This window comes from Bradyrhizobium sp. UBA2491, from assembly GCF_002341725.1.
Taxonomy (GTDB): Bacteria; Pseudomonadota; Alphaproteobacteria; order Rhizobiales; family Xanthobacteraceae; genus Bradyrhizobium.
Genome location: NZ_DDOP01000038.1, coordinates 751 through 4,282, shown reverse-complemented (window position 1 = coordinate 4,282; position 3,532 = coordinate 751). Strand labels below are relative to the sequence as shown.

Here is a 3,532-nt window from a genome sequence, read left to right as displayed (position 1 = left end):
ACTCAGGGGACCCATAACCACCGCATTGTGTGAAAGAGTTTGCTGGGGCCACAGCCGCGCGCAACAACCACACCCTGTGGTTATGGGTCCCGGGTCGCGCTTACGCTTGCCCGCGACGACAGCGGTTATTGTGGCCGCTACTCCGCCGCTTCCTGCGCCACCGTCGGTTGCGAGCCGGCGACCGTGGCGCGGCGCATGTCGCGGGGCTGCGACTGGTCGTAGCGGCGCACGCGGTGCACGGTCTGGCGGTTGTCCCACATCACGAGGTCATGCACCGTCCATTTGTGCACGTAGACAAACTCGCTCTGCGTGGCGTGCTCGGTGAGATCGCGCAGCAGCACCCGCGCCTCCGGCATGCTCATGCCCTTGATGGCGCCGGCATGCGACGACAAATACAACGACTTGCGGCCGTGCCCCGGATGGGTGCGCACCAGCCGTTGCAGCACCGGCTTGAACATCTGTTTCTCTTCCTCGGTGTAGTCGAGGAAGCCGAGCGAGCCGCGCGAATACATCAGCGAGTGCTCGCAGATCATATCCTCGATGTCAGCCTTGGTGTCGTCGTCGAGCGCGTCATAGGCGGCGCGCATGTCGGCGAATTCGGTGTTGCCGCCCTTCGGGTTCACCACGCGCGCCGACAGCAGCGAGAATTTCGCCGGGATCGGCCGGAACGAGCTGTCGGAATGCCACAGGCAATTGCCGAGGTTGAACAGATGGGTGCGGTGATCCTTCGGCAGCGGCTTGCCGTCCTTGCCGAGGTTGCCGACATCGTTGAGCCCCGACGACAGGCGATAGTCCTCCTTCTTCGTCACCGTGCCGCCGCGCGAGCTCTCGCGCTCGCCGAAATTCAGCGCGAACGCCATCTGCTGTTCGTCCGTGACGTCCTGGCCGTGGAAGACGAGCACGGCGTATTTGTCCATGCCGGCCTCGATGTCGGTCGCTTCCTGCTTCGTCAGCGGCTTGCGCAGATCGACGCCGGAGACCTCGCCGACGAAATGCTTGTGAAGCTGCCGGATTAGAACCGTCATGGCGTATCTCCCCGTCTCGTGCGGGCGGTTGTCCCGCTTCGTTTGAAACGAAGGCTACTCCCGATGCGCCGCCTGTCAACGCTGTGACGTCATGCGCAGCTCAGGCATTCCGTGCCATCAACCCGCCGTCCACCGGAATGACCGCGCCGGTCAGGAAGGACGCCGCCGGCAGGCACAGGCTCAGCGTCATATGCGCGACCTCTTCCGGGTCGCCGTAGCGGCCGAGTGCGGTGCGGCGCTTGGCGTAGATCGTCTTGTGCTCCTCCGAGATGCGGTCGGTGATGGCGGTACGGATCGGTCCCGGACAGATGCAGTTCACCGTGATGCCTTCGCGCCCCAGTTCCACCGCGAGCGAGCGGGTCAGGCTGGTGACGCCGCCCTTGGCCGCGGAGTAGGGACTGTGCAATCCGGTTGCACCCAGCGCCTCGGTCGAGGCGATGTTGACGATGCGCGGCGAGCGCGACTTGCGCAGGTATGGCAGTGCCGCGCGGATGATGCGCGGATGCGCCGTCAGCATCACAGCGATGCCCTTGGCCCAGGCGTCCTCGTAACCGGGATCGTCGATCGGCACGCGCACCGAGATGCCGGCATTGTTGACGATGATGTCGAGCCCGCCGAAATGCGCAGCGACGTCGTTGACGACTCTCGTGATCGCATCGCGATCGCTGACGTCGAGCGTCCAGGCCTTCGCCGCGCCGCCGCTCGCGGAAATTTCCTTCGCCACCGCCTGCGTGCCCTCTTCGGTCAGATCGGTGACCGCGACATTGGCCCCCTCGTCGGCGAATACGCGCGCGGTGGCGCGGCCCATGCCGCTGGCGGCTCCCGTGACGAGAACGGTGAGGCCCTTCACCGAACGGCTGAGCTGCTTGTATTCGGACACGAAGACCTCCCATTGATTTTTTTGCGTTGTGAGACCGCCAACGCTCGCACCGATCCGCAGAGACGTCAAACCTGCGTTCCCCCATCGGCACGCGGGTAGCGCATTAACGCAAGTCCGCCGTTGGCTTTTCGCAAAGGATCATGCTCAATCAAGAAAACAGCACGAGAGAGGAACGCGATGAACGAGCTCGATTTCGGCGGCAAGCAAATATTGGTGGTCGGCGGCTCCTCAGGCATCGGCAACGGCATCGCGCAGGCCTTCCGCGCCAAGGGCGCGCGCGTCGCGATCTGCGGCACCCGCGCGCAGGCGAGCGATTACTCCGCAGCAGAAGGCTCGCATCTCGAGGGCCTCGCCTACGCGCAGCTCGACGTCAGCAATCCGCAGGCGATCGAAGCCTTCAAGCCGTCGTTCGATCGGCTCGACGTGCTGGTGCTGGCGCAGGGCGCGGTGATTTACCGCCGCGGGGAATTCGAGATGGAGGGCTTCCGCAAGGTGCTCGAAGTCAATCTGATGAGCCTGATGGCCTGCGCCACCAAATTCCACGCGATGCTGAGCGCCAGCCAAGGCTCGCTGATCATCGTGAGCTCGACCGCGGCCTATCATTCCACCATGGGCAATCCGGCGTACAACGCCTCGAAGACCGGCGCCGTCGGGTTGACGCGCACGCTGGGCGAGGCGTGGGCCGAGAACGGCATCCGCGTCAACGGCATCGCGCCCGGCCTGGTCGACACCAAGATGACCAAGGCGACCACCGCCAATCCAAAGCGGCTCGAAGGCGCGCTCGGGCGGATTCCGCTGAAGCGGCTCGGCACGCCGGCAGACATGGCGGGCGCCGCGCTGTTCCTGGCGTCGCCGCTTGCTTCTTATATCGTCGGACAGACCCTCGTCGTCGATGGCGGGCTGATCCTCTAGGGCATGATCCGGAAGCGTGGAGCGCCATTTCCGGAAGAGGTCATGCAATGAGGCCAAAGCGCGCATCGCGCTTTGGCCGCAGGAACTTGCGCGGGGTTCGGCGGTTGGCTTCCTGACAATTTCAGGGAGCAGTCGTGATGGATAAGGATCGGATTTTCGGGACGGCCAAGGAGTTCGCGGGCAAGGCCGAAGGCGCAATCGGCGACGCCACCGGCGACGCGCAAACCCAGGCCTCGGGCCGCGTGCGCGAAGCCGCTGGCACGGTGCAGGATCTCTACGGCCAGGCCAAGGATGCCGCACGCGATGCCGCCGATACCGCGGTCAACTATGCCAAGGACGCCTATGAGAGCCGCGGGGAAACGATCCGCGACGGGCAGAAGGCGATGGCCAGGTCGGTGCAGGACAATCCGCTTGGCGCGCTGCTGATCGCCGGTGGCATCGGCTTTGCGCTCGCGCTGTTGATGACCCGCCAGCCGCGCCGCCCGCCGTCACGCTGGCGCTATTAAGGCTAGAGCGTTTTCGAGCGAAGTGGATACCGGTTCGCGTGAAGAAAACGCGTCAACACAAGAACCTAGAGCTCCGTTCCGATACCATCGGAACGGGAAAGGCTCTAGGACATCTCACCCGCTGTCATTGCGAGGAGCCAATGGGTCGCGCGTATGCGCGCCCAGTGGCAGGCTCCGCGACGATGACAGGCTCCGCGACGAAGCAATCC

Annotated in this window: 4 protein-coding genes; 2 read left to right on the top strand and 2 right to left on the bottom strand. The window is 64.7% G+C overall.

The window, feature by feature from the left end:
• Positions 1 to 137 precede the first annotated feature (137 nt).
• Both B2W55_RS11310 and B2W55_RS11305 read right to left on the bottom strand, forming a co-directional pair.
• On the bottom strand, positions 138 to 1,025 hold the full coding sequence (locus B2W55_RS11310; RefSeq protein WP_024584363.1) for a TauD/TfdA dioxygenase family protein: 888 nt from the start codon (positions 1,023 to 1,025) through the stop codon (positions 138 to 140).
• A 100-nt stretch (positions 1,026 to 1,125) separates the two neighbouring features.
• A complete protein-coding gene (locus B2W55_RS11305) occupies positions 1,126 to 1,905 on the bottom strand; it encodes an SDR family NAD(P)-dependent oxidoreductase (RefSeq protein WP_024584364.1) in 780 nt (259 codons plus the stop codon).
• A gap of 177 nt (positions 1,906 to 2,082) precedes the next feature.
• Between B2W55_RS11305 and B2W55_RS11300 the strand changes: the two genes are divergently transcribed.
• Both B2W55_RS11300 and B2W55_RS11295 read left to right on the top strand, forming a co-directional pair.
• Positions 2,083 to 2,817, top strand: a complete 735-nt coding sequence (locus B2W55_RS11300) for an SDR family NAD(P)-dependent oxidoreductase (protein ID WP_024584365.1) — start codon at positions 2,083 to 2,085, stop codon at positions 2,815 to 2,817.
• A gap of 137 nt (positions 2,818 to 2,954) precedes the next feature.
• Positions 2,955 to 3,323: a CsbD family protein gene (locus B2W55_RS11295; RefSeq protein WP_024584366.1), complete on the top strand. Its 369-nt coding sequence runs from the start codon at positions 2,955 to 2,957 to the stop codon at positions 3,321 to 3,323.
• Positions 3,324 to 3,532: the final 209 nt, after the last annotated feature.

Bases quoted from the DNA above. Each gene is read 5' to 3' on its own strand.
- B2W55_RS11300 (WP_024584365.1), top strand. From the start codon at position 2,083: ATGAACGAGCTCGATTTCGGCGGCAAGCAAATATTGGTGGTCGGCGGC.
- B2W55_RS11310 (WP_024584363.1), bottom strand. From the start codon at position 1,025: ATGACGGTTCTAATCCGGCAGCTTCACAAGCATTTCGTCGGCGAGGTC.
- B2W55_RS11295 (WP_024584366.1), top strand. From the start codon at position 2,955: ATGGATAAGGATCGGATTTTCGGGACGGCCAAGGAGTTCGCGGGCAAG.